The organism is Rhodomicrobium lacus, from assembly GCF_003992725.1.
GTDB classification, from domain to species: Bacteria; Pseudomonadota; Alphaproteobacteria; order Rhizobiales; family Rhodomicrobiaceae; genus Rhodomicrobium; species Rhodomicrobium lacus.
Window position 1 is genome coordinate 43,699 of the sequence record NZ_RZNF01000002.1, and the last position, 24,886, is coordinate 68,584.

At 62.9% G+C, this 24,886-nt stretch carries 24 protein-coding genes; 11 read left to right on the forward strand and 13 right to left on the reverse strand.

What is annotated here, in order from left to right:
• Window positions 1–42 precede the first annotated feature (42 nt).
• The 6 genes from pyk to EK416_RS00940 form a co-directional block, all read right to left on the reverse strand.
• On the reverse strand, window positions 43–1,476 hold the full coding sequence (gene pyk / locus EK416_RS00915; RefSeq protein WP_127075403.1) for a pyruvate kinase: 1,434 nt from the start codon (window positions 1,474–1,476) through the stop codon (window positions 43–45).
• Window positions 1,473–1,976, reverse strand: coding sequence for a DUF1036 domain-containing protein (locus EK416_RS00920; protein ID WP_245433898.1), 504 nt, complete (start codon window positions 1,974–1,976; stop codon window positions 1,473–1,475). Before EK416_RS00920 ends, pyk begins: the two co-directional genes overlap by 4 nt.
• Window positions 1,977–2,056: 80 nt before the next feature.
• Entirely contained in the window at window positions 2,057–3,361 is a 1,305-nt protein-coding gene (locus tag EK416_RS00925; protein ID WP_127075407.1) for a glycerate kinase type-2 family protein, read from the reverse strand.
• Window positions 3,362–3,538: 177 nt separating this feature from the next.
• Window positions 3,539–4,408 carry a carboxylating nicotinate-nucleotide diphosphorylase gene (gene nadC / locus EK416_RS00930; protein WP_127076318.1) on the reverse strand — a complete coding sequence of 290 codons (870 nt, stop codon included), beginning with the start codon at window positions 4,406–4,408 and terminating at the stop codon, window positions 3,539–3,541.
• 102 nt (window positions 4,409–4,510) lie between these two features.
• A complete protein-coding gene (locus EK416_RS00935) occupies window positions 4,511–5,035 on the reverse strand; it encodes a DUF1499 domain-containing protein (RefSeq protein ID WP_127075409.1) in 525 nt (174 codons plus the stop codon).
• Window positions 5,036–5,230: 195 nt separating this feature from the next.
• On the reverse strand, window positions 5,231–5,794 hold the full coding sequence (locus EK416_RS00940) for a hypothetical protein (protein ID WP_127075411.1): 564 nt from the start codon (window positions 5,792–5,794) through the stop codon (window positions 5,231–5,233).
• A gap of 111 nt (window positions 5,795–5,905) precedes the next feature.
• Here EK416_RS00940 and EK416_RS00945 point away from each other — a divergent pair, with 111 nt between their 5' ends.
• The 4 genes from EK416_RS00945 to EK416_RS00960 all read left to right on the forward strand — a co-directional run bounded on the left by EK416_RS00945 (window position 5,906) and on the right by EK416_RS00960 (window position 8,971).
• Window positions 5,906–6,145, forward strand: coding sequence for a hypothetical protein (locus tag EK416_RS00945; RefSeq protein WP_127075413.1), 240 nt, complete (start codon window positions 5,906–5,908; stop codon window positions 6,143–6,145).
• On the forward strand, window positions 6,142–7,149 hold the full coding sequence (gene gap / locus EK416_RS00950) for a type I glyceraldehyde-3-phosphate dehydrogenase (protein ID WP_127075415.1): 1,008 nt from the start codon (window positions 6,142–6,144) through the stop codon (window positions 7,147–7,149). Before EK416_RS00945 ends, gap begins: the two co-directional genes overlap by 4 nt.
• A 183-nt stretch (window positions 7,150–7,332) precedes the next feature.
• Window positions 7,333–7,911 (forward strand): thiamine phosphate synthase, encoded by a 579-nt coding sequence (locus EK416_RS00955; protein ID WP_127075417.1) that lies wholly within the window; start codon window positions 7,333–7,335, stop codon window positions 7,909–7,911.
• Between the two features lie 88 nt (window positions 7,912–7,999).
• Window positions 8,000–8,971 (forward strand): tetratricopeptide repeat protein, encoded by a 972-nt coding sequence (locus EK416_RS00960; protein WP_164729795.1) that lies wholly within the window; start codon window positions 8,000–8,002, stop codon window positions 8,969–8,971.
• Between the two features lie 87 nt (window positions 8,972–9,058).
• On the opposite strand, the gene EK416_RS00965 is transcribed toward EK416_RS00960, so the two are convergent.
• Entirely contained in the window at window positions 9,059–9,685 is a 627-nt protein-coding gene (locus EK416_RS00965; RefSeq protein ID WP_127075421.1) for an acetate uptake transporter family protein, read from the reverse strand.
• Between the two features lie 531 nt (window positions 9,686–10,216).
• Between EK416_RS00965 and rpmF the strand changes: the two genes are divergently transcribed.
• The 3 genes from rpmF (at window position 10,217) to EK416_RS00980 (ending at window position 12,646) form a co-directional block, all read left to right on the forward strand.
• On the forward strand, window positions 10,217–10,402 hold the full coding sequence (gene rpmF, locus EK416_RS00970; protein WP_013418306.1) for a 50S ribosomal protein L32: 186 nt from the start codon (window positions 10,217–10,219) through the stop codon (window positions 10,400–10,402).
• A gap of 273 nt (window positions 10,403–10,675) precedes the next feature.
• The gene (locus tag EK416_RS00975) at window positions 10,676–11,743 is read left to right on the forward strand and encodes an NUDIX hydrolase (RefSeq protein WP_127076319.1); all 1,068 of its coding nucleotides are present in this window, start codon (window positions 10,676–10,678) and stop codon (window positions 11,741–11,743) included.
• Between the two features lie 336 nt (window positions 11,744–12,079).
• Entirely contained in the window at window positions 12,080–12,646 is a 567-nt protein-coding gene (locus EK416_RS00980; RefSeq protein WP_127075423.1) for a CarD family transcriptional regulator, read from the forward strand.
• Between the two features lie 111 nt (window positions 12,647–12,757).
• On the opposite strand, the gene EK416_RS00985 is transcribed toward EK416_RS00980, so the two are convergent.
• The 3 genes from EK416_RS00985 to EK416_RS00995 form a co-directional block, all read right to left on the reverse strand.
• The gene (locus EK416_RS00985) at window positions 12,758–13,786 is read right to left on the reverse strand and encodes a thermonuclease family protein (protein WP_127075425.1); all 1,029 of its coding nucleotides are present in this window, start codon (window positions 13,784–13,786) and stop codon (window positions 12,758–12,760) included.
• Window positions 13,787–13,956: 170 nt separating this feature from the next.
• On the reverse strand, window positions 13,957–14,508 hold the full coding sequence (locus EK416_RS00990) for a hypothetical protein (RefSeq protein ID WP_127075427.1): 552 nt from the start codon (window positions 14,506–14,508) through the stop codon (window positions 13,957–13,959).
• A gap of 130 nt (window positions 14,509–14,638) precedes the next feature.
• Complete coding sequence (locus EK416_RS00995; RefSeq protein WP_127075429.1) at window positions 14,639–15,838, reverse strand: acetyl-CoA C-acyltransferase; 1,200 nt, start codon at window positions 15,836–15,838, stop codon at window positions 14,639–14,641.
• A gap of 164 nt (window positions 15,839–16,002) precedes the next feature.
• Between EK416_RS00995 and EK416_RS01000 the strand changes: the two genes are divergently transcribed.
• A complete protein-coding gene (locus EK416_RS01000; protein ID WP_127075431.1) occupies window positions 16,003–16,689 on the forward strand; it encodes a glutathione S-transferase family protein in 687 nt (228 codons plus the stop codon).
• Between the two features lie 16 nt (window positions 16,690–16,705).
• Here the strand turns inward: EK416_RS01000 and EK416_RS01005 are convergent, their stop codons facing one another.
• On the reverse strand, window positions 16,706–17,407 hold the full coding sequence (locus EK416_RS01005; RefSeq protein WP_127075433.1) for an SDR family NAD(P)-dependent oxidoreductase: 702 nt from the start codon (window positions 17,405–17,407) through the stop codon (window positions 16,706–16,708).
• Between the two features lie 263 nt (window positions 17,408–17,670).
• Here EK416_RS01005 and ku point away from each other — a divergent pair, with 263 nt between their 5' ends.
• Both ku and ligD read left to right on the forward strand, forming a co-directional pair.
• Window positions 17,671–18,645 (forward strand): non-homologous end joining protein Ku, encoded by a 975-nt coding sequence (gene ku / locus EK416_RS01010; RefSeq protein ID WP_127075435.1) that lies wholly within the window; start codon window positions 17,671–17,673, stop codon window positions 18,643–18,645.
• Window positions 18,645–21,488: a DNA ligase D gene (gene ligD, locus EK416_RS01015; protein WP_127075437.1), complete on the forward strand. Its 2,844-nt coding sequence runs from the start codon at window positions 18,645–18,647 to the stop codon at window positions 21,486–21,488. Before ku ends, ligD begins: the two co-directional genes overlap by 1 nt.
• 107 nt (window positions 21,489–21,595) lie before the next feature.
• Here the strand turns inward: ligD and EK416_RS01020 are convergent, their stop codons facing one another.
• Entirely contained in the window at window positions 21,596–22,678 is a 1,083-nt protein-coding gene (locus EK416_RS01020) for a tetratricopeptide repeat protein (protein WP_164729796.1), read from the reverse strand.
• Between EK416_RS01020 and EK416_RS17615 the strand changes: the two genes are divergently transcribed.
• Window positions 22,677–22,829: a hypothetical protein gene (locus tag EK416_RS17615; protein WP_164729797.1), complete on the forward strand. Its 153-nt coding sequence runs from the start codon at window positions 22,677–22,679 to the stop codon at window positions 22,827–22,829. The genes EK416_RS01020 and EK416_RS17615 overlap by 2 nt on opposite strands.
• Window positions 22,830–23,267: 438 nt before the next feature.
• Here the strand turns inward: EK416_RS17615 and EK416_RS01025 are convergent, their stop codons facing one another.
• A complete protein-coding gene (locus EK416_RS01025) occupies window positions 23,268–24,641 on the reverse strand; it encodes an ATP-binding protein (protein WP_164729798.1) in 1,374 nt (457 codons plus the stop codon).
• Window positions 24,642–24,886 lie beyond the last annotated feature (245 nt).

Genomic DNA, 24,886 nt, shown 5'->3' on the forward strand with positions numbered 1-24,886 from the left:
GTCGATTCAGACTAGGCGGTCTCGGTACACCCCCGCCGCGCCTCAGTGCGGTCTGCCGCTGTCCTCGCCGATAGTGAAGATGCGAAGCATGTTCGTGCTGCCGGGCCGCTTGAACGGCACGCCCGCGCAGACGATGACGCGGTCGCCATCGTCGGCATAGCCGGAAGCGCGCGCAACTTCCTCGGCACCGCGCACCATCTCGCCCGTGTTTGCAGGGTCTGACGTCTGCACGCAGTGCAGCCCCCAGACGAGGTTGAGCCTCCGCGCGGTCTCGATCACGGGCGTCAGCACAACGATCGGCTGGGCCGGTCGCTGCCGCGCGACGCGAAGGCCTGTCTTGCCCGTCGCGGTGTAACAGAAAATCGCCTTCAGCTTCAGCGTCTCCGCAATGGACGCAGCGGCCGCGCTGATGGCGTCGGCGGCGGTCTTGTCGGACGGGGTCCCGCGAAAATGCAGGATGCTTTCGTAATTCACGTCCTTTTCCACTTCGCGCGCAACGCGGTCCATGGTGGCCACGGCCTCGACCGGGTAGGCGCCAGTCGCGGATTCGGCGGACAGCATCACGGCGTCAGCGCCTTCGAAAACGGCGGTCGCGACGTCGGAAACCTCGGCGCGCGTGGGGACGGGAGATGACGTCATGCTTTCGAGCATCTGCGTTGCGACGACGACCGGCTTGCCGAGATCGCGCCCCGCGCGCAGGAGCTGCTTCTGAAGTCCCGGCACCTGTTCAAGCGGCATCTCCACCCCGAGATCGCCGCGTGCGACCATCACGCCGTCGCTCTCGCGCAGGATGTCGTCGATTTCGGCGATGGCGGAGCGGCGCTCGATCTTCGCCATGATGGCTGCGCGATCACCCACGATGGCGCGCACGTCGCGCACGTCATGGACACGCTGAACGAAGGAAATGGCGACCCAGTCCACGCCCGCTTCGAGAGCCGCTTCGCAATCCTTGCGGTCCTTGGGGGTCATCGATGCGAGCGGCAGGATGGCGTCGGGCAGATTCACGCCCTTGCGGCTCGACAGCACGCCGGCGGTGATCGCTTCGGCGACGATGCGCCCCGGGCGCGCTTCGAGAACGCGCATGTGAAGCTTGCCGTCGTCGATGAGAAGGGTGTGGCCCGGCTCGGCCGCCGCGTAGATTTCGGGGTGCAGAAGGCCCACGCGATCAACGGTACCCGGCGTGTGATTCGCATCGAAGATGATGGTCTGACCGCGTTCGAGCTGGATGCTGCCTTCCGCGATGGAACTGATGCGAAGCTTCGGCCCCTGAAGGTCTGCGAGAATCGCGATGGGGCCGTATTTCTTTTCGAGTTCGCGCAGCGCGGCGACGTAGGTGCGCATGTCGTCATGGCCGGAGTGGCTCATGTTGATCCGAAAGACATCCGCGCCGGCCACGACAAGCCGTTCGAGTTGCTCCGGAGTGCTGGTCGACGGTCCAAGGGTGGCTATGATCTTGACGCGGCGTTTTCTTTTCATCGGCGGCGTGTCCCCGGCGCGGTGGCTGCTGCGGCTTGCGCGGGAGCGTCGGCGGCGGGCGGCCCGCCGCTCGTATCCATCGGCGCGGCAGGCGCCGTTTCGGATTGATCGGTGAGCTTTACCGTCCAGTCCGTCTGCTCCTGCGTGTCGACTTCGAAGAACCCGCTTTTCTTGAAGCCGCGCCCGTCACAATTATCGATGCCCTTGATGGTGAATTCGACGTCGTTGGTGCACATGGCGATGGCGCCGCCCCACTCGCCACCCTTGTCGTAGTCGAAGGCGTAGACATAATAGAAGCGCGCGCGGAGCCTGTCCTGGATGAGAAGGGCGCAAGACTGACTGTCGACGTTCCACCAGCCTTCGCTGACCCAGCCGTCCTTGTCCTTGTAGCCGATGGCGACGCCGATGCGGCTGGACGTGCTGTTGCAAAGCTTGAGTTCGGCATTCGCCGGAGCCGGCAGGGCCAGCCCGATGCAAAAAGCGCCCGCCAAGGCCGTCATGCGAGCCAGCCTTGACGATATGGGAAGCCGTTGCAAGATCATCCGTGTGTTCCAGGAATCACGTGAGTCGCTGGCTCACACTAATCTCTGATTGAGCTGTCGACAACAATAGCCCGGAAGTCATTCACATTTGTTCCCGTGGGGCCGCAGACGACGAGATCGTTTGTGAGCCGGAAAAAGCCGGTAGCGTCGTTATTGGCGAGAAATGTGGCTGGAAGGAGATTGAGCGCCGCCGCGCGCCTCGCGGTGCCGGGATCGACGATCGCGCCCGCGGGATCGTTCGCGCAATCGCCGGTGCCGCCGTCGATGCCGTCGGTGTCGCCCGCGAACGCGGCTATGCCTTGCTCGCCGTTGAGGGCGGCGGCGAGGGCGAGCGCATATTCCTGGTTGGGGCCGCCCCTGCCGTTGCCGCGCACGGTCACGGTGAGTTCGCCGCCCGAGAGGATCACGACGCGCCGCCCGTCCGAAAGGCAGCGCCGGGCCAGACGTGCGTGCATCTCGGCCACGTCGCGGGCCTCGCCTTCGAGCGAGTCGCCCAGCATGATCACCTCGAAGCCTTGGCCGCGCGCCACTTCGCCCGCCGCCTGAAGCGAATCGCGGCCGGTGGCGACGAGTTCGTAACGCGCATTGGCGAAGATCGCGTGCCCCGGCTTCGGTGTTTCGTTCACGGGATCGTTGAGCGCCTCGACGACGGAACGCGGCGCCGTGATGCCGTATTTCGCCAGAATGCGCCGCGCATCGGCGAGCGTCGTTGTGTCGGGGCATGTGAGGCCCGAAGCGATAGTCTGCGGCTCGTCGCCCGGCACATCCGATATGGCGAGCGTGACGAGGATCGCCGAAGGCGAGGCGCAGGCGGCGAGGCGTCCGCCCTTGATGCGCGAAATATGCTTCCTGACGCAGTTGATTTCATGGATGCGCGCGCCGCATTTGAGAAGTGTGCGGGTCAAGTCCTGCTTCTCGGCCAGCGTGATCTTGCCGGCGGGCGCGACGAGCAGCGCGGAGGCGCCGCCCGAAATCAGGGTGAGGATGAGGTCGCCCGCCTTCGCCGAATGCGCGGCCTTGATCGCCTCCGCGGCGGCGACGACGCTGCTCTCGTCCGGGATCGGGTGGGCCGCCTCGATCAGCTTCAGCTTTTTCAAGGGTTCGGACTTCTCGCCATGCCGGGTGATGGCGACGCCCGTCAGGGCATGCGACGGACAGATCCGCGAAAAGTGGTCTTCAGCGATGCGCGCCATACCCGCCGCCGCCTTGCCGCAGGCGATGATGACGATCTTGCCGTCGGTCGGGCATTCAGGAAAATGATGCGGCAGACAACGGCCCGGCTGCGCCACTGCGACAGCCGTTTCAAAGAGCGTGTGAAGAAAGCGTCTGGCGTTGTATGACACGTCGCAAATCAGTGGTGTTGATGGTCGACCAGCGCACGTTACTGCTTCGACCGCGACGGTCCAATTGGCTTTAAGTCTCTCGCCGAAAGTAGCGGGGTGCCATGCATATATTGCATGGCTTGCGTTTGCATCCGGAAAACGCCCGCGCGATTCAATTCCCTGTTTTCGCTTTCCTTTTCAGAAGTCGAGGCCGATATCCAGCGCCTTCACCGAATGCGTCAAGGCGCCGACGGAAATCATGTCCACGCCCGTCTCGGCGATGGCGCGCACGGTAACGAGCCGCACGCCTCCGGACGCCTCGCACAGGATGCCCGGCTTCGCGGCTTTGGCGCGAGCGACCGCGTTCTTGAGTTCCGGCACGGCCATGTTGTCGAGGAGAACCGCGTCGACATCATGCTGAAGGGCTTCTTCAAGTTGCGTCAGCGTGTCGACCTCCACCTCGATCTTCACCATGTGGCCGTTGGCTGTCCGTGCGCGTTCGATCGCCGCCGAAACGCTACCCGCCGCCGCGATGTGGTTGTCCTTGATGAGGACTGCGTCGAAGAGGCCGAAGCGGTGATTGTGTCCGCCGCCGGCGCGCACCGCGTATTTCTCGAAGGCGCGAAGGCCGGGCGTCGTCTTCCGGGTGCAGACGATGCGGGCATGCGTGCCGTGAACGGCTTCCACGAAGTGGCGCGTTGCTGTGGCGACGCCGGAGAGATGCTGCACGAGGTTCAGCGCCACGCGTTCGGCGGAGAGGATGGCCCGCGTGCTGCCCGATACGCGGGCGATGGCGCTTCCGGCATGGGCGCTTTCGCCATCGCGAAGCTCCGCTTCAAAGGAAATGCCGGGATCGATCGCGCGGAATGCCGCTTCGGCGAGCGGAAGGCCCGCGATGCACCCGTCTTCGCGAAGAGCGAGGACGGCCTCGGAGATGTGGTTCGCCTCGATGATGGCGTTGGTCGTGATGTCGCCAGCGAGGCCGAGATCTTCCGCTAGCGCTTCCTCGATGAGAGACGCGACGAGATGGTGGGGAAATTGAAGGTTCGAGGGGGCGTGTCCCGTCATGTCTTTGCCAAGCTCGTATCGTCTGGAGATGAGCGCGGACATTAACAAGGAACGCCCGGGGTGCAAACGTCTCTTCGGCGGGAAGCGCGGCTTTATAACGGCTCAGGCGATCTGCACCACGGGCGCGACCTTTGCCAGCTTGTCGAGCCAGCGCTGAATTCGCGCCTTGTTCACGCCCCAGTCGCCCCGACCAACGAGCGAGCGGCTGTAGATCACGATCGTCGATCGGCCATCCTCCACATCGATGAAGCGCACTTCGATGGTGTCGGGAAAACGCCAGAAGGGGGAGCGCTGCACATATCGCGCGCTGAGCTTGCCTTCGTCGACATCGACGAGTTCGAGATTCGCCTCGGAAGCGACAGCACTCGCGAAAGCCTTCCTCAATTCGTGCGCGCCGACCGCGAAGATGGGCGGCCTGATATCGCTGCGCGCCTTGCATGCGCCGGGCGGGCAGGCGAGCGAGTCATTCGGCGTATCGCGGCGGCTCAGCGTTTCGAAATCCACCGGCCCCTGATCGGCAGGACCGGCGAGCGACCAGATCCGCTCCGGACCCGCGATCAGGAATACGGCGATAATGGCGATGGGCACCGCGGCAAGGGCGACGGCGACGACGGATCTTGCTCTCATATTCTCTCCGATGGCGCGGACGCAGGGATACAGGCGTTGGAAATGGTAGACCGCGCGCCCGGGAAGGCAAGCGCCGACGGAGCGCTTGCGGTTTGGTCAGGGGCGGCGGCCAAAAAATAGGCCGTCAAATAAGGAAGGAACCCGAAGGCTCCCCGCCCTTGTCGAAAAGGGTGACCATGCCGTTTGTCCCTCGCCTCAGCGAACGAAACGTCCGAAGCGCGTCAGGCCAAACCCCAGCGCGCCAAGCGCGCCGATAATGAGAAGCACGCCGCCGGGCAGCGACGCCTCGGAAGGCTTAGCCGCTTCGGTCGACGGCAGCGGCGTCGCCTGCGCGGGCGAAGCGGGGGTGGCCTTCGTGGCATCGAGTGCGGCGGAAGGCGCCAGACGTGCCGAGGCGACAGCCGGCCGCCCGAGCAGGTCCGACACAAGTTCCTGGGTGCCGATAAGCGCGAATTCCGCCGTTTCCTTCGCCGCGTTCGCCTCGTCGAGCTTCGCCTTGAGCATCCCGACTTCGCCGCGCGCGTCTTTCTCGGCGGCCTCGGCTATATCGCGGGCCGCTTCGGCGAATTCGCGGGCGCGGACCTCGACAGCGTACTTGTCGCGGAGCGTATTCGCCTTGTCCTTCGCCTCGATGAGCTGGCTCGACATTGCGAGATTGGCCTGAAGAAGCTCATGCTTCTCGGCTGTGCTGGCGACAAAAGCGACGAACAGCCCGAAGCTCAAGGCCCCGAGCATGTAATTGAGGTATTGGCTGGGCATGACGTTTCCTTAAAGGAAGGTTAACGGGTCAACGCGCACATCTTTTTCTGCCTTTTTCATAGCAGCGATTGGTTAACGTCAGCTTTTTCATGCCTTTTAGGTTGCCAATAATTGGAGGAAATCAATTCGCTCATTGCAACTGTTGCGCGATTATTCAAAAATGCGCACCCGATAGTGATCGGGGGCGACGCATCGCGGATGATTGCTCTGTTTCCGCGCAAGAAAAAATCTTTAACGGAGGGCAAAATCGTTTGCCTCTTGCGTTCCCTGGCTTTAGCGATCAAGGTTGCGCGCGCGCAACAGATGCAAAAGATTGCGAATCTCGTTTCCAGCGGAAAAAACACACAATGACTGTCAGGGTAGCTATCAACGGCTTTGGCCGTATCGGTCGAAACGTTCTCAGGGCCATTTCCGAATACAAGCGTCAGGACGTCCAGATCGTCGCGATCAACGATCTGACCGACGTGAAGACGAACGCGCATCTGCTTAAATATGACTCCGTTCACGGCAAGTTTCCGGGCGAGGTTAACGTTACCGGCGACGGCATCGACGTCGGCTACGGCCCGATCAAGGTTCTCGCCGAGCGCGATCCGTCGAAGCTTGCGTGGGGCGACCTCGGCGTCGATCTCGTGATGGAATGCACGGGCGTGTTCTCCGACCGCGACAAGGCGGCGATCCATCTTCGTTCGGGCGCCAAGAAGGTGCTCGTCTCGGCGCCGTCGAAGGGCGCGGATCTCACGGTCGTTTACGGCGTCAACCACAAGCAGCTTGAGCCCAAGCACGAGATCATCTCGAATGCGTCTTGCACCACGAACTGTCTCGCGCCGGTGGTCAAGGTCATCAACGATCTGTGCGGCCTCAACCAGGGCTACATGACGACCATCCACGCCTACACGAACGACCAGCGCATTCTCGACCTGCCCCACAAGGATTTGCGCCGCGCCCGTGCCGCCGCTCTCTCGATCATCCCGACCACGACGGGCGCCGCGAAGGCGATCGGTCTCGTGCTGCCGGAACTGGCGGGAAAGCTCGACGGCACTTCGGTGCGCGTGCCGACGCCGAACGTGTCGTGCGTCGACCTCGTCTTCATCCCCGGTCGTGAGACGAGCGTCGAGGAAATCAACCACGCCATCGAACGCGCCTCGCAAGAGGAACTGAAGGGCGTGCTCGGCGTGACCAGCGAAGAACTCGTTTCCGTCGATTTCAACCACAACCCGAACTCGTCCACCTTCGATCTGACACAGACGCAGATCGTGAACAACAAGCTCGTGCGCGTGCTGTCTTGGTACGACAACGAGTGGGGCTTCTCCAACCGCATGGTCGACACGGCCGTCGCCATCGGCAAGCTGCTTTAGAGTCCGTACGGAAAAGCGCGCGAAGCGGTTTTCCATCACGACGCTCGCCAAGGCAGAGAGACGGAGCGCGCCTTTGATCCCATCAAAGGAAGATCCGCCTCTGAACTTCAGGAAGAGACCGTCTTGCCGATCCGATTGCGAGCCAATCGGATCGGAACGGGCTCTGGAGAAAGCGATGATACCATGAGCGAAAAGCCTTGCGGGCTTATCGTTGCCATCCCGCCCGCTCTGGAAACGGAGTGGGCGGCGCGCCTTTCGGAACTCGTGGCAAGTTTCCGTCCCGCTGCGCTGATCATTCACCCGTCGCGAGAGAACGCAGCGCTGGTAAAGGCGGCGGCACCGCTCGAACTCGCCGTGCTCGTCGCGGGCGAGGTCCGTGAAGCTGCGCGTGCCGGAGCCAGCGGCGTCTGGTTCCCATCATCGGAAGCGGCGGATTTTGCCGGCGCAAGAAAGGCGCTTGGCGCCGAGGCGATCCTAGGCGCAGGGTGCGGGGTGAGCCGTCACGCGGCGATGGAAGCGGCGGAAGCTGGCGTCGATTTCCTCGCCTTCGACGCCGCCACCGATCTTGACGCCGCCGTCGATGTCTCGGCCTGGTGGGATGAGGTCGCGGAAATACCCGTCGCGCTCATCGTCGGAGCGAAGAAACCCGATCGCGCTCGCGTCCTCGATGCACGGCCCGACTTTCTTTTTGTCGAAGAAACGGAGACAGCGGGCGAAAGCCTTATTTTCGCAACAGAGTTCGGCTTGCAAAGCCAGACCTAGCCTCCGGTGCGGACTTGCCTCCCGGTTCGGCCTGACGGGCAATCCATCGCGCAGGCGATGTCTTCGGGGTTTTGCTTCTGTGAAAAGCATGCGAGTTCTTGCCTTCGTCTTTACGGCTCTCCTTACCGGAGCCTTTTTGCCCGACTGCAACGCCGCTCCAAAAGCGCCGTCTGCATCCAAAGGCGGCTGGTCGACGAGCGAAGCGCCATCGGACCCCGGCGATCCGGCTTATGCGGCTTTCGAGGCCGGGAATTATGAGGAGGCCTATCGGCTCGCGAGTGCGGCGGCACAACGTGGCGAACCGCAGGCGAACACGCTCATCGGCGAGCTTTACGAGCAAGGCCTTGGCGTCCATCAGGATCTGAAGAAGGCGGCCGAATGGTTCACCAAGGGCGCGGTCGCGGGAGACATGCACGCGCAGTTCCGTCTGGGGTTGATGCTGGCGGAGGGGCGAGGGCTCAAGAAGGATCGCCGAAAGGCGGCGGACTTTTTCGAGGCTGCCGCGCAGCAGGGCCACACTGTCGCTGCCTATAATCTCGCGCAGGTTTATGTGGAGGGCTTCGCGCGGCCGCAGGACATGGGGCGGGCCGCCTACTGGCTCGCCGTTGCCGCGGAAAAGGACCACGCGCAGGCAGCATACGACCTCGCGACGCTCCTTCGCCATGGGGACGGCGTCGCCAAGGACGAGGCAAAGGCAGCTCAGCTGATGGCGAAGGCGGCCGAACTGGGGAACCTCGAAGCGCAGGTCGAATATGCAATCATGCTCGGCAATGGCAAGGGCGTGCCGAAGGACGAGGCGGGTGCGGTGAAGCTGTTGAGGGTTGCGGCCGAGCGCGGCAATCCTATCGCGCAAAATCGCCTCGCGCGCGCCTATTCCGCCGGATTCGGCATCGAGAAGGACCGAATCGCCGCGTCGAAGTGGCATCTGCTGGCGCGGGCAGCAGGGCAGAGCGATTTCAGGATGGACCTGTTCGTGATGTCGCTGAAACCTGACGAGCGCAAGAAGGCGGAAGGCGAGGCGCAAGCGTGGCGCGAGGAGACCGCCGCCGCCGTCCGATGACAGGGATCGCCTGTAAATGAAAGCGCCGGGCGGTTGCCCGGCGCTCTGTCATAGGGAGGCCGTCGCGACGAGGCGACGAGCATTCTCTTATTCAACGAGCGGCCCCGGCAACGGCAAGACCTGCCTGCCGAAAGCCGTGTTCACCACCAGAGCGCCGCTGAGATAAATCCCCACGATGCCGGCGCCAAGCAAGGCCCAGGCGGGGATGTAGGCGTTGGACTTCCCGATCAGGCCGAGATCCATCAGCGCCACGAAGGGCAGGGCCACGTCGAGCAGCGCCACAATGGCGAAAAGCAGCGCCGTGTTCTTGAGGAACGCGGGTGTCCACAGCCAGAGAACGAGGGTGAGGACAACCCACGCCCATCCATCGATTCGCGCGTCGAAGGGCACCTGCCGCACGATCATGTCGTACTTCATCAGCATCTCGACGCCGCCGACGAACATGAAGAAGGCCGCAAAGAACAGGAATGTGTTTCCGCCGGTCGAATTGTTCGACTTGTAGTCCAGGATCGCGACGGTGAACTGGATGATGAAACCGCCCAACAGCCACAGGCCCAGCAACGGCATGGCTTCCTTTGTGACATGGCCGCTCAACAGGGCGAAAAAGCAGAAACAGGCTACGGCCAGGCCTACCAGACCTGCGGGGGTCGGATTAGCCCACGGGGAGGTGGTGAGTTGAAAATTCTCAAATTTCGAGTCTACTCGCTGGTCCATTGAATTCCTCTATCGAATGTCGACCTGACATGTGTTCAGCGACAGCGGTTTCTCTCCGCCACTGAGGCACGTCTCCTCGATTCGTATCCGCCCTATTCACGATCGAAGGATGCCGTTCTGTCTGTCGTCACTTCGCGAGGAATGACTCTCGCTATATGTCCATCGTTTCGAGAATGTTATGCTGCCGGTGCCTAGTCCAGGGCGCGGGATCGCGCCACTCGACTAAAGTTCTGCATCCTGGGGTGTGGCCTGGGCGACCGACGCAGAAACAAGGGGATGCATGAAGCGCGACCCTGCTGCCTGGACCTGGCGCGTCGAAACGCCGCCCGAGACGCGAGAGCCAGCGCGCGGAACGGGGTGCAATGCGCCAATTGAAACGACCCTGAAAACATCGCACTTTTTGCCAAGCGGGCTAGCCAAGCGTCGAAAGGGCATGTATATCTGACATCGATTAACTCTCGATAGGCTTCGCTTCTTCGGCCCATGCGGTCGAAGGACGGGGCTTGTCGCATTTCTATCCGGAGAACGACGATGGCAGTCCCCAAGAGAAAAGTCTCGCCCATGAAGCGCGGTTTCCGCCGTTCGGCCGACGCGCTTGCCGCCCCGACCTATGTCGAGGACAAGGAGTCGGGTGAACTGCGCCGTCCGCACCACATCGATCTGAAGTCGGGCAAATATCGCGGTCGCCAGATTCTGGAGCCGCGCGAAGACATCTAGCCGATCCGGCCGAAAGCCTCGCTCGGGCTCATCGCCTCCCTGGATCGGTGCTCTTGCTCTTATGCGCCGCGCCGTCATCACGCGCGGCGCCTTTGGTGTTTTCAGATCGGTATGCATTAAATCGACGCGATTTACGCAGAGACTGATCGATAACCAGGAGTCAAAGCGTCGTGCCGCACGCCGCTGTGGCGCCCATGCATCGGAATCGCGCTCATGATTCGCGAGCCGATGGCATGGCGTAGTGAAGCCCGATCTGGTATTCCATTGGTTGCGATGACGCCCGAGGATCTTCTCATACGGGAAAACACAGCGCAGGACGGCCAGCCGGTCGCCGCGTCCGGGGAAGAAACGGCTGCGGTCGAGATCGGACTGAATGCGGCTATCGTTTCGATGATTTGCGGCGAACCCCAGATCCTCACCGTATCGACCGGCGGCGCGACAAATGGCGACTCGCCGCCCGCTCTGCCGTTCGGGCTCTTCACGCCGCTCAAGCATCGCACGCTCGAAATCGGCCTGCGCGATTGGGTGAAGGATCAGACCGGCGTCGATCTCGGCTATGTCGAACAGCTTTATACCTTCGGCGACCGCGGCCGCCACGCGCGTCCCGGCGACGAAGGCATGCATGTCGTATCGATCGGCTACCTCGCGCTGACCCGCAATGAGGAGGCGCCAGCCGGCGGCGGCGCTCACTGGAACGCATGGTATCGGCATCTGCCATGGGAAGACTGGCGCAATGGCAAGCCGCAGATCCTCACGCAGGAGATCGAGCCGAGGCTTGAGGAATGGGCCCATCGCCGCGAAAGCGCTGGAACGCCGAGGCGGCCGCTGGCGCGAAGGGACCGCTTTCGCATGTGCTTCGGTCAGTCAGTGCCATGGGACGACGAAAAGGTGCTCGATCGCTACGAACTGCTTTATGAGGCGGGGTTGATCGCGGAAGCGGCCCGCGACGGCCGCGAGGCGGCGCGCGCATGGTCGGACCTGCCCCAACTCGGGCGGCCCATGATGTTCGATCACCGGCGCATCCTTGCGACGGCCATGAGCCGGCTGCGCGGCAAACTCAAATATCGGCCCGTGATCTTCGAGTTGATGTCGGAGACGTTTACCTTGCTTGATCTTCAGCGGGTTGTCGAAGCCATCCTCGGTAGCTATCTGCACAAGCAGAACTTCCGTCGGCTTGTCGAAAACGCGGGGCTCGTCGAACTGACGGGTCAGCAGGCGTCGAGAACGGGCGGTCGCCCGGCGCGACTTTACCGCTTCCGGAAAAGTGTGCTTCTTGAGCGGCCTGCACCCGGCTTCAGGGTTCGCGTGCAGAACATTGCAAGAACAAATTCGACGGCTTGACCGTTGCCCTGTTAACACTACTCGGAGGAAAGAGGAGAAATCCCCAGAAAGAGAGCGATTAAGCTCTTTGAATGCTTCCTAAAATCGGCGCATTTTGATAATATTTCCCTGTCGGTAGAGAAGACTCACTGCGGCGATTGAGTCTGATCGGCCTCGGCAACGACCCGAACAGCGGACGAGTATCGAGCAGCCCGCAAAGGATCACGATTAAAGCATGGCTTCAAGTCGGCTCTAGAGAGGGCTGGGTGGCTTATTTGTTTCTGGTCATGCGAGGCGCGAGGCGGCGGCAAGTGGATGAGAACCCTCTAACCAAGACAAAGAAAAGTGAGAGCGAGTATGCCTGATAATAATAAGGATCAATGCTTCGGTTTCAAAACCAACGAATACGTGGTTTATCCGACGCACGGCGTAGGGCGTATCGTTGCAATAGAAGATCAGGAAATCGCGGGTTGCAAGCTCGAACTCTTCGTTATCAACTTTGAAAAGGACAAGATGACGCTTCGCGTCCCGACGTCCAAAACGCAGAGCGCCGGCATGCGCAAGCTCTCCGATGCTGCCGTGCTCGCCCGCGCCATGGAGACCCTTCGTGGCCGTGCGCGCGTGAAGCGCACGATGTGGAGCCGCCGCGCGCAGGAATACGAAGCGAAGATCAATTCCGGCGACCTCATCACTATCGCCGAAGTGGTGCGTGACCTTTACCGCTCCGATGCTCAGCCCGAGCAGTCCTATTCCGAACGCCAGCTTTACGAAGCGGCTCTCGACCGCATGGCCCGCGAAATCGCGGCCGCGCAGGACGTCGACGAATCCATCGCCATCCAGCGGGTCGCCGAAGCGCTGACCAAGGGCGGACGTCTTCGCAAGCAGGACGTCGACGACGAAGAAGACAAGAAGGAAGCCGCCTGATCGGCTTCGCGTTTTCGCAGCGTCGCGCGCTCTTTCGCTCGGAGCCGCGATGCCGCGACATAGGCTCTTTCTCCGCCATGACAGGAAACATCCCGACCGGCGCGATCCGGATCAGGGATGTTTGGTTCCTTCCGCCCCGCTCACGACTTCCAATTGTTCGGGCAAAACGACCGTGATCGACGGTCCGGCCTTGCGCTCCACCCAGCCGCGGATGCGCACGGTCTTTCCGGCCAGCGCGGCGGCTCCGTCGCCGTTCAAACGCTTCGCCGCGCCTCCCTCCGCATAGACACGAAAGCCGAAACCGGCATTCTCGCCGAATGTCAGCGTGACGCGCGCGCCGCTTCGGGCGATGGCTTTCGCCTCGCCCTCCACGATCTGATAAGTCTGGACAAGATTGGCGATGAGACGCGGGTCGGATGCTGGCAGAACCTTGAAAACGGCCGTCCCCCAATTCCCGCGTCCGGCGGACTTGGCGGCTGTCTCGGCAGCCCGAAGCGCGTCGAAGCAGGCCCTGTTGTCGGGTTGCGGCGCGACGAGCGCCAGCCCGGCGGATACGAGTCTTTCCTGCAGCCAGAGCGGGGGATCGTCCACGACCAGGAGATGCGCGGTGGTTATGCCGTAGCGGTCACGCTCCGCGCCGCCAATTTTCACCTCAACCTTTTTTCCGAGCGTGCTCCTGAGGAAGGAGACAGCATCGAGCCCCGCGTCTCCAGCATGTTGCGGCAGGGCGGGGATAGAGATGATTTCGGCGAGGCGGATCGTGCGGCCATCAGCGAGGCGCAGCGTCTGAGGCCCGACGACGGCGGCAACCGCGCTTTCGCCCGCGCTTCTCAGGTCGCAGCCGGGGGTATTGGCTCTCCGCGACTGCCCATGCGACGGCGAGGCGCCAACCAGCGCGGCCAGCAGGCAGACGGCCGCCGCCTTGTGGAAGCGGCCTGCGAGACGCGAGGGGATCGCGGCGCTCGTCGCGCCAGGCCCGGCGAACACACTCGACCCATGCCGCAAGCTGCGCGCCATCGATCGGGGTGAGACCGACAGGGTTTCCCACCCGTCTTCGCCGCGTGAACGGGTCCGGCATCCGCGTCCGGCGCAATACCGATCAACGATGTTCGCCCACGCGCGGCGGAAGTAAAAGGTCATCTGAATTTCGTAATCTCTGGCAGCGCCGCGCTCAAGCGTTTCCCGGCATGCCCCGCGCTCCGCGTCCGGCGCGCGCGATTGACGGCCTCGGCCCGCTTTTTCCGGACAAACAGCTCCATAACTCGCCCGCGCCCTTTGAGCGAGTGTCAGGGAGATGGCGATGCGGGGTTTTACACGCGCTCCGCCCGCGCTTTCATCTTCAGAGCCGCGTCGTAAAGCACGAACAGCGCCAGAATCTGGACGAGGATCGTTGTAATCACGCCGCGAATGAAGCTGAGCGTGAAGTCCTGAGTAAAGAGGATGTAGGTTTTCAGGGCGAGTGCGAGCGCTTGATAAGCGAACAGAAACAGCAGCGGCGCTCGCCCGGGGCGCTGGAACAGCCAGACGAGGCCGATGACAAGGGCTACGAGGTCGGCGGCCACCTGCGGCACCGCGTCCGGTCCAAACGCGACGAGCGACATCAGAAGAGAAATGACCTGAGCCGCAGGCACGCCAGCGGCGAGCGCCAGAAAACGCAGATCCCGTGGCAGCAGGCGGCGCATCGCGAGGACGCTTGCCACGAGCAGTGCGATGGCCAGACCATAGCTTATGACGAGCATGCGCGCGAAGTCTTCCGACACGGCCGCGACGGCATACGCGCCGATGGCGGCTAGCACAAGAACAACGCCGCCGCCGATAGCAAGCAGCGATATTCGACCTGCTGGAGCGCTTTCCTTAAGCATGTTTCCTTCCTCCGGCTTTTTTCTTCCATCCCCGAGTATATCACGAAGGAGAAATAGCCGTGTCCCCGCTTCGCAGCTTCGCGTTCATATCGTGACGAGAAGAAGCGCGATGCGGGAGAATGGCGCTGCCTCAGTCGAGTTCGACGGCCATCGCCACGGCTTCGCCGCCGCCGATGCAAAGGCTCGCGATGCCGCGCTTTCCGCCCGCCCGCTTCAGTGCGCCGATCAGCGTCACGAGCACGCGCGCGCCGGATGCGCCAATGGGATGGCCGAGCGCGCACGCGCCGCCGTGGATGTTGACCTTGCCATGGGGAAGCCCGAGATCGCGCATCGCCGCCATGGCGACCACCGCAAAGGCCTCGTTGATTTCGTACAGGTCCACGTCGTGTGCCTCCCAGCCGAGCTTGTCGAGGAGGGCGCGGATTGCATGGACCGGCGCGGTCGGGAACAGGCGCGGTTCGCTTGCATAGGTTGCGTGGCCGAGGATCGCCGCCAGCGGCGCGAGGCCCTTCGCGCCCGCTGTCGAGCGGCGCATCAGCGTGACTGCGGCTGCGCCATCCGAGATCGAACTCGAATTGGCAGCCGTCACGGTGCCGTCCTTGGCGAAGGCCGGCTTCAGCGCCGGGATCTTCGCGATGTCGATGCGGCCCGGCTGCTCGTCGCGCTCTATAATCGCCGCGCCATTGCGCGTTTCGACCGTGACGGGCGCCGTCTCCCAATCGAACGCGCCGCCTTCCACCGCCGCCTTCGCCCTCGTCGCCGAGGCCACGGCGTAAGCGTCTTGCGCCTCGCGCGTGAAGCCGTAGGCGGCGGCGCACTCCTCCGCGAAGGTGCCCATCAGCCGCCCCCTGGTTTCAGGAGCGTAAGCATCTTCCAGCCCGTCGAAGAACATCGCGTCGAGAACGCGGTCGTGGCCGAGGCGCTGGCCGCCTCGCGCCTTCGGCAGCAGATACGGCGCGTTCGTCATCGACTCCATGCCGCCCGCGGCGACCACGCGCGCGCTGCCAGCAATGATCAAATCGTGGCCGAGCAACACGGCCTTGAGACCCGAGCCGCAAACCTTGTTGATCGTGGTACAGCCCGCTGAGACCGGCAGCCCGGCGCGAAGGGAGGCTTGCCGCGCCGGGGCTTGTCCGACACCTGCGCCGAGCACGCACCCCATGACGACCTCATCGATATCGGATGCCGCGACCTTTGCGCGTTCCACCGCCGCGCGTAGGGCCACCGCACCGAGTTCGGGGGCGGCGAGGGTCGCGAATGCACCTTGGAAAGCGCCGATGGGTGTTCGCGCGGCGGATGCGATGACGACGGCGTCAGAAGTCTTGCACATGGGTTTCCTCGTAGCGCGTTGTTTCGCGGATCGTCGTTTTTCCTTTGACGTTACCTCAAAGGACTTCCCGGAGCCATGCGCGCCGCACACCGCGCGCGAGCCATGTCGTCGAGGCGCCTGAACGGAACTCCGACGCAGGCGGACTGTTGCTCATCAAAACCAGAATGAAGAGACGCACCGACATGGCGACCAACGACAAGGCAGACTTTGAAATCATTGGCGCGCCGTGGGGCAATTTCGTCCGCACCGTCTGCATGGCGGCCCGTGAAAAGGGCGTCCCCTACACGCAGACCATCGTGCGCCCGACCGATCCACTCGTCGCCGCGATCCACCCTTTCAGCCTCGTGCCTTGCGCACGCCATGGCGACCTCGTGCTGTTCGAGAGCCGCGCGATCTGCACCTATATCGACGGCGCATTCGACGGGCCGCCGCTCGTGCCGCGCGATGCTCGCGGGGCGGCGATCACCGAGCAATGGATCGCGCTCGTATTGACCACCATCGATCCCGTTCTCGCCCGCCAATATATCAGCGCCTATCTCGCCGCGCCCGACGGCAAGCCCGCCGCTGCCACGATTGACGCGCTGCTTCCGAAGATGCGCAAATGCTTCGCGGTGCTCGACGAGCGGCTGGCAGTGAGTCGCTATCTTTCGGGCGACACGTTCAACCTCTCCGACATGATGCTTTTTCCGGTGATGTGGTTCATGCGGTTGAAGCCCGAAAGCGGGGCCATGCTGGAGTCATCGCCGCATCTTCTCGACTGGTATGCCCGCGTCGCCGACAGAGCGAGCGCGCGCGAAACGGAGCCGCCCGCCGTCACCGGACCGGCGGTTGCATGCGGAGCGTTCGGGTAGTTTCACTCCCCCGCGCTTACCAGTCGGCGGGTTCGCCGCGCCGGAAGAAGCCGCCCGTCGGCCCGTCCGCCGAGATCGCCACGAGATCGGCGATTTCCCGCGCAGGCTCCGCCGGATCTCGGTTCGCTTCTGCGCCGCCCATGTCGGTGCGCACCCAGCCGGGGCAAAGGCTGTTCACCTTGACGGGACTGTTCGGGCCGAGATCGGCGGCCAGGATTTTGGTGAAGCCGTTCAGGGCGAGCTTCGCCATGCGATAGGCTGCGTAGCCCCCCGCCATGTCCGTGATCGCGCCAAGGCCCGACGACACGTTCACGACGCGCCCATAACCCTTCGCCAGCATGCGCGGGACGACGAGTTGCGTCATGCGGATCGGGCCGCCGAGATCCACTTCGAGCGTGCTCAGCAGGTCGCTCTCCGTCATGTCGAGCACGGGCGATCTCGGGTTCAGCAAAATTGCGGCGTTGTTGATGAGGCCGTCGATCCGTCCCTCGCGCTGCTCAGCGCTGTCCACGAAAGTGCGGCTGCTTTCGGCGTTCGCCACATCGAGCGGAAAAACCAACACATCCTTGAGCGCGGGCATTCTCGACGGTTCGCGCACCCCCGCGACGACCTTCGCGCCTCTCGCCACAAGTTCCTTCGCCGTGGCGAGGCCGATGCCCCTGTTGGCGCCGGTCAACAGAATGACTTTCCCCGCAATCGGATCGATGGGCAGCGTCATCGCATTCTCCTTGGCGTTCGTTTCACCCGCGAACAACACGCGAGTCCGCTTTGGGCTTCATCTGTGCACGGGCTTCTTATGTGTCATCACCTTAGCGCAGAATTCAAAGCGAAGCAGTGCTTTATGATCTTCTTTTGTTCTTGAAACTTACGCCTTGAACGCGAGCTGAAACGGAACTTCTTGAAGGTCAGCGGCGTTTTGATTCACCGTGAAACGTGCCACCCGGCATCGAATACTCACGGCAAGCCTTTGGAGTTCCGCGTATGGCCCCGCGCCCTTACTGGAAAGGCTATCTCAAGCTTTCGCTCGTCTCTTGTTCTGTCGCGCTCTATCCGGCGACTTCGGGTTCGGAACGGATTTCGTTCAACTGGCTGAACCGCGCGACCGGCAACAGGCTCAAGCAACTCATGGTCGACTCGGACACGAACGAGCCGGTTGAGCGTGAGGACCGCGTGCGCGGCTACCAGGTCGCCAAGAACGATTACCTCTTCATCGAGGACGACGACCTCGACGCGGTGGAAATCGAAAGCTCGCACACCATCGAGATCGAGCGTTTCGTGCCGAAGTCTGAAATCGATCTCGTTTATCTCGACAGCCCGTATTATCTCGCGCCGAACGACAAGGTGGCGGAGGAAGCTTTCGCCGTGATCCGCGACGCCATGGCGGCGGAGGGCGTGGCTGGGCTCGGCCGCGCGGTCATCAACCGGCGCGAGCGGCTTTTCATGCTGGAGCCGAGAGATGCGGGCATTCTCGCGACGTCGCTGCATTACAATTACGAGGTGCGCGGCGACGAAGCCTATTTCGAGGACATCCCCGAGATCAAGATCCCCGGCGAAATGCTGGATCTGGCAAAGCACATCATTGGCACGAAGCGCGGACATTTCGACATCGCCGCCTTCGACGACCGCTACGAGAACGCGCTCGCCGAGATGATCAAGGCCAAGCAGGCGGGCCGTCCTGTCGAGGCCGCCCGGCCCGCGCAGCCGACGAACGTCATCAATCTGATGGAAGCTCTCAGAAAATCGGTCGCCGCCGAAAAGGGAACGAAAATTACGGCTGGGCCCGCTTCCAAAGAGGAACCGAAGGCGAAGAAATCCGCAGCGAAGGCCGCACCGCGCGCCGGTGCCGAAGCGCGGGCCGAACCGGAGCGCAAGCCGCGAGCCGCCAAGGCGAAGGCCGCCGCCGTTCCCCCGCCGCCGCGTTCCAAACCTGAACGCAAGAGGGCGGGCATACACTGATGCAGAGAGCCCCCGCTTCAGCACCGGCGAAATCGAAGCGGAGCGCGCCCGTTGTCTCCGCGAAGGGCGACCTTACGCGCTACCGCCAAAAGCGCGACTTCACGAAAACGCCGGAGCCATCCGGCACCAGGCGAGCGGCGAAGATCCCGGCTCTGCGCTTCGTCATCCAGAAGCACGCGGCCCGGAGGCTGCATTACGACCTACGCCTTGAACTCGACGGCGTTTACAAGAGCTGGGCGGTGACGAAGGGGCCGAGCCTCGATCCGTCCGAAAAGCGGCTCGCGGTGCATGTCGAGGATCACCCGCTCGACTACGGCGATTTCGAGGGCATCATCCCGCCGGGCGAGTATGGCGCGGGGACGGTGATGATATGGGATCGCGGCACATGGGAGCCGGAAGGCGATCCCGAAAAAGGTTACGCCAAGGGCCATCTTGCCTTTACGCTGCATGGCGAAAAGCTCGGAGGCCGCTGGCATCTCATCCACATCAAGCCGAGGCCGGGCGAGAAGGACCAGCAGTGGCTGCTGTTCAAGTCCGACGACGACTATGCGCACGCCGAAGCCGACGGCGACATCCTCGAAGACGCGCCCGATTCGGTGGCGACCGGGCGCAGCATGGATGAAATCGCGCGCGACGGCGAGGCGGTCTGGTCCGGCAAGGCCGGGCTTGTGAAAGGCGATCTATCGCCCGCCGACGGCGCGGAGGAAGCGGAAGCGCCGCCGAAACGCAAGCAAACCCGCACGATGGCCGATGCAACCGGTGCGGTGGGAGCCATCCGCGCCGAACGCTCCGAATCGACGCGTGCGGGTTCACGCAAACCGGCTGATGCGAAAGAAAAGGCCGAGGCCGCGACACGCGCAGCAAACGGCATCGCGGGCGTGAAAAAAGCGCCGTTCCCCGGCTTCGTCGCGCCATGCCTCGCCAAGCTTTGCGAGCGGGCCCCCGACGGCGACGACTGGCTGCACGAAATCAAGTTCGACGGCTACCGACTGATGGCGCTGGTCGAAAACGGACGCGTTCGCCTGATGACGCGAAGCGGCCTCGACTGGACCGAGCGTTTCCCCGCCATCGCCGCCGCGTTCGCCGTCTTCCCCGTCGCAGCGGCCATCGTCGACGGCGAGGCCGTAGTCGAGGACCAGGCGGGCGTGTCGAATTTCTCTGCGCTGCAGGAGGCTTTGTCCACGCGCAAAAGCACCGCCGAAATCGTCTTCTATGCCTTCGACCTTCTCTATCTCGACGGATACGACCTGAGGGGCGCGAGCCTTGAAGCGCGCAAAGACGTGCTCGCGCCGCTCATCGAAGCGGCCGAAGCGCGGGCGCTTCGCTATTCGGATCATGTCGTGGGTCACGGCGCCGCCATGGTCGAAAACGCCTGCCGCCTCGGCCTCGAAGGCATTGTATCGAAACGAATCGACGCGCCCTATAGCTCCGGCCGGCACGGGGCATGGCTCAAGACGAAATGCACGAACCTGCAGGAATTCGTCGTTGGCGGTTATGCGCCGTCGACGGCGATGCGCGGCGCCATCGGCAGCCTGGCGCTCGGCGCTTACGACGATGGCAAACTCTTGCATGTGGGGCGCGCCGGAACCGGTTTCACGCAAGGCACGGCAAAGGCGCTTTTCAAGCAGCTTCAGCCCTTGCGGCGTGCAACCTCGCCCTTCGCCAATGCGTTGTCGTCGGAGGAAAAGCGCGGGCTCATTTATGTCGAGCCGAAGCTCGTCGCCGAGGTCGAGTTTCGCGGCTGGACCGGCGATCGTCATCTGCGTCACGCCGCATTCAAGGGGTTGCGAGAAGACAAGTCCGCAACGGAGGTTCTTTTCGAAATGCCGCGCTCGCAGACAGACCCCGATGCCGGGCGCCCGCGCCCAGGTTCGCGCCGAAACGCCCCGTCGACATCCCGAGCCGTACCCGCCAAGGGCGGCAACGTCGATTTCGAGGGGATTCGCCTGACCCATCCAGACCGCGTGCTGTGGGAGGGGCAGGGGCTGACGAAACTCGGCCTTGCCGAATATTACGCGGACGTCGCCGGGTTTATGATGCCGTTCATTACAGGTCGCCCGCTGGCGCTCGTCCGCTGCCCGAACGGGCAGGGGGGCGACTGCTTCTATCAGAAGCGATCCTTCGCGGGTCTCTCCGACGCCGTCGAGGTAGTGCCGATTGCCGACAAGGACGGCGACACGGAGGCACTCGTCATCCACGACTTGCGCGGCCTTATCAACCTCGTGCAGGCGAACGTGCTGGAGATTCATCCCTGGGGCGCGCGGATCGATGACCTTGAGCGCCCCGACACGCTGATTTTCGATCTCGATCCGGGCGATGGCGTCGACTTCGGCGCCGTGATGGATGGCGCCCGCGAGGTTCGGCAGCGACTCGCCGATCTCCGCATCGAGTCCTACGTCAAGACGACGGGCGGCAAGGGGCTGCATGTGGTGTCGCCGCTGGTGCCCGATCTCGGCTGGAGCGAGGTGAAGGCTTTCGCCCAAGGCATCGCTCAGGCGATGGAGAGCGACTCACCTCAACGCTTCGTCTCGACGATGGCGAAGAAGGCGCGCGACGGAAAAATCTATGTCGATTATCTCCGCAATGGTCGCGGCTCGACGGCCATTGCGCCCTATTCAACGCGAGCGCGAGAGGGAGCGCCTGTTGCAACGCCCCTCCGTTGGGAAGAACTCACGCCCGCTCTTGCGCCGCGAAGATTTACCGTCGAGACCGTGGGCAGGCGGCTCGATTCGTTGAAGAGCGATCCGTGGGCCGGCTATCTCGATAATCCTCAGCGCATCGAAAGCGGCGGCGCGCGGAAATCGAAAGGCCGCCAGAGATCCGGATCGGCGGACTCGGTTTGAGAAGCTGATCGACAACCGGGACTCACCATTGGTCTGATTAGCAGCAAGACGCTTTAGGTGAGCAGGGAGCAGCCCGCGATCTCAAACGAGTCGCGCGCCGGGCGCGTTTATTCGTCGACGCCCGCAAACTTCGTATTGGATGAGAGGTCGCTTCGTGCGTCGGTCATACGAGCGCGATACATTTCGATGATGCCGGCGGAGCCGCCTTCCTTCGAGTCCACACCAAAGTGAGGGGTGATTGCCTCGGTCGCGGACATCGGCGTGGCGTCAAGCTCGGTCAGGGCCTTGGACGTTCCCATGATCGGCGTGCCGACCAAAGGTGCGGCGAGCGATCCCTGCGTGAGCGGCGCGATGGCCGAGGGGGCGACAGGCACCGTCGCGGCGGAAGCCTCGTTCCGTATCCCGCCATTGATCAGGATATCGCTCGACATGGGGAAGCGGGCGGCGCTCGCCTCCTGCACGATGAAGGCGTTCGCTTCCAGAATTTCACTCGGCGCAGCTTCTGCCCGAGCTTTCTCGAAGATCGGTCCGACCCATGCCTTGTCTTCGTTCGAGGCGTTGCGGTGCGCGATCGCCAGCAAGCCCAGTCCATCGCCGGGGACGCGCTTCACGCCGTCGCGACCGGTCCAAAGGATTTCCCCGAGCATTGCCTGAGCGGGGGCATAGCCCTTGCGGCTGGCCGAAAGAAGCCATTGAGCGGCCGCGCGGGTGTTCTTCGTTACGCCTTCTCCTTCCATGAGAAGCCTTGCCAGTTCAAACTGGGCGGCAGGATCGGCGAGATAGCTCGCGGCATGGTGGACAAGGCTGAAGGCGTATGCCGGATCGGGATCCATGTCGGCTTCGCCTATGCCCTGCTTGTATAGCCGGGCCATCTGCAGGAAGGCCGAGGCGATCAAGGGGGCGCGGACGTCCCGCGAGCCCGTTTCGCCGAATTCGGCAATGATGCCCTGAAAGTAATCGGCGGCGCGGCCTTCGCTTTTCTTGACACCATTACCGCTGGCGAAGCGTCTGCCGAGTTCGAGCCGCGCGGCGAGATCGCCCCTGTCAGCGGCTGCGGCGAGATCGCCATATTTTGTCTCATGAAGCGCGGGGGCGGCTTGCGCAGCCTGGAACGGCGCGAAAGAAGCCGATGCCGGCACAGATTTCACGGCGGCGCGCTTTGGCTGCATGCCGGTCTGCAAGGCGACCATGGCGATGGCTACGCCGCAAAACAGCAACGGAATGGACAAGACCCTCAGCGCGCGCATTACTTTAGAGATCTTCATGGCAAATGATTTCAACCGACGCCAGCGGGCGCCCGACAAGCTGATGCAGTACCCGCTCGACACGCTGAGCGTGTAGTCTTGATACTCGTAAGTTGTAGTCGTTTTGAGGCAAAGTCCCGGCATATTGACGGCAGAGCCCTTTTCCCCACGATATCGCGCAGCCCCGGCCAGCACGTGCCGCAGACGCGGATGAGAAGACGCGAGGGTTTGGGGCGGTCATGGCGTGTAATGTGCGAGCGGTCACGGCAACCATCCTTCACCGGCAGTAACCGGTGCTCCGGAAAGTCAGTTATTTATCGGGAGGGAAGCACCGCATACGCCTAACTGACGGCAACTTCGACAAACTCTAAGCCTCTTCTACAGAAACCAGCCGAATTGCTTTCACTTTCGACTTAGAACAATGTGGTTCCTGTTTATGGCCTAAACGGGGCAGGGGCGTCTCATCCCGTGCTGTTTGGGCAACAGGAGCGACTAAACGGTAACCATCTCGGAACCGTGTCGTAAAACCTTTAAATCAAATTCTGGCGAGGGGCGCGAAGAGCCGCGAGAAAACGTCATGGCGTTGAAGCGGCTTCAACTCATCGCGCGCGTGAGACAACCAGGAAAGGGTCGACGGCGCAAAGTGCCTCAAGGCGTCTTCGAAGGCAGCGGTCGTCAGCGCACCCTCGCCCGACCCCGATAACGCCTTTGTTAACGAGGCGTTACTGACGTGGTCGGCCAGAGCGCGCAGGTCCGCTCCCGAAAATCCATCGGTCTTTCTCGCGATACGGTCTGTGGCGACCGCCTCGGCTCCAGGGATGCCCGCGATAGCCGTTGAGAGGATCTTTCTTCTGCCCTCGTAATCCGGGGGCGGGACGAAAAACAGGCTCTGCAGCCTCATCGAGCGGAAAAGCGCGCGGTCGAGAAGCCACGGCGCATTCGACGCGACGATGACCAAAACGCCACTATTGTTGCGCTGAGTCCCGTCGATTTCCGAGGCGAAGGCAGAGATGAGGGCATTCACGCTTTCACGCGGTGACTTCGCACGCTGAGCGACGACGTCGAACTCGTCGAAAAACAGAATGGCAGGCGTGTCGGAACGCGCCTCGTCAAACATCACGCGAAGCCGCTTTTCCGCCTCTCCCGGATATTTGTCGATCAGGTCTTCCGGGTTCACGGACAGGAAGCGCGCGTCGCTTTCGCCCGCGGTGGCGCGTGCGACCAGCGTCTTGCCGCAGCCGGGAGGGCCGTAAAGCAGGATGTTGCCCCCGGCTTTCTGCTTGTAGCGCTCGAAAATGCTCGGCTTCAGATAAGGCAGCACGATGCGGCGACGCACTTCCATCTTGACATCGTCGAGGCCGGCGACGTCGCCGAACGTAAAGGCGACATCGTCGAAATCGTCGAGGAAGACGTCAGAGAAAACGTCGCGGCGCTCCTGTTCGGTCTTCGCATCCCGGCGCAGGGTGTAGGTGTTCAGCGAGATCACCTTGGCGGGTGTGGCGATGATCGGGGTGCCGGGACGAATGCCGAGAAGACGCTCCAGATCGCGGTTGCGTATGGTTGCGTCCTGCTGAACGGCTTGCCGGTACAGCGTCTGCGCCTCCTGCTCGCGGTTGAGCGCGAACAATGCGCGCGCCCTGAGCGCCTGTTCCTCGGGATCTTCCGATGAGCGGGCAAGCATTTCCGCGAGGTCGAAATCCTCGGCATTGAGGCTGAAACGGCAGGCCTTGCGTCTCGCTGCGGCAAAAGACACGCCTGTCAGCGTGTCTTGTGGAAGCGTGCGGAGCAGTTCGAGAACTGCCGCTTGCCCATCCTGCCCCTCGGCTTCGTCGATGATGATCGAGAGGAGGTCACCGCTTGCGCGAGTCTTGTAGACTTTGATCAGCGCTTGCAGCGTCTCTTGATCCATATGCGGATTGCCCATCACTGTTTGGGCACGCCCGCGCTGCGTTGTGAATTGAGCGCCATTACCCCTACCCCGTCTTTAACGCCGATAACAAATGCCAAACGTGCAAAACGCAAGGCGAGCCGAGCCGATACCGGGGGTATTATCGAGTTTTCCCCCGCCTTGTGGCTCGTCCACCACAACCCCTGCTGCGCAATGACCCGAAGCGTTTCCCGTCCACGTTCCAGGAGGTCATTGCCATTGCGATG